General features: G+C 36.7%; 1 protein-coding gene. It reads right to left on the bottom strand.

The window, feature by feature from the left end; translation table 11 throughout:
- On the bottom strand, positions 1-262 hold a 262-nt coding region (locus ACWHAR_RS30570), incomplete at its 3' end, for an amino acid permease (RefSeq protein WP_452088870.1).
- Positions 263-559: the final 297 nt, after the last annotated feature.

The raw sequence follows: 559 nt of genomic DNA, 5'->3' as shown, positions 1-559 counted from the left end.
CAATAAAACCGATAAACGAACCGTGTGAATATTGCGTATATTTTACCATTCCCCCCGCTTCAGGGAACATAGAACCTAGTTCACTATAAGAAAGAGCAATAAATAAAATGACGACCATTCCAATAACCCATGAAATAATAGCAGCTGGTCCTGCTATTTGAGCCGCACGCCAAGCCCCGAACAGCCAGCCTGAACCGATCATCGACCCGAGCCCGACCATCATGAGGGAAAACGTTCCCATTCTTCGATGCAATTGATTCATATCGTAAACACCTTTCATGTATGATGACATTCTCTTGCTAATTATATTATTATTCTGATTACTTTACTTTGTCAATATTTATCGAATTTTGACTGAAACTATAATAAGTCAATGTATATTACCTTCCAATACAGGAATGAAGTCACTAATTTCTTCTTAAATGGAATTTACTGTGAATTCCAATGATAAAAACACAATAGGTTTAGCTATTTCCAAAACGGGAATGATACAGGAAACACTATTCTTAAAATAGAAAGGAGTATCACCATGAAACAAAAGCTGTTACTTTCAGGTCTC

The sequence above is a fragment of the Bacillus sp. LR--39 genome (assembly GCF_053613335.1).
The sequence above is the reverse complement of the archived record's forward strand: the minus strand, read 5'-3'. Positions and strand labels throughout refer to the sequence as shown.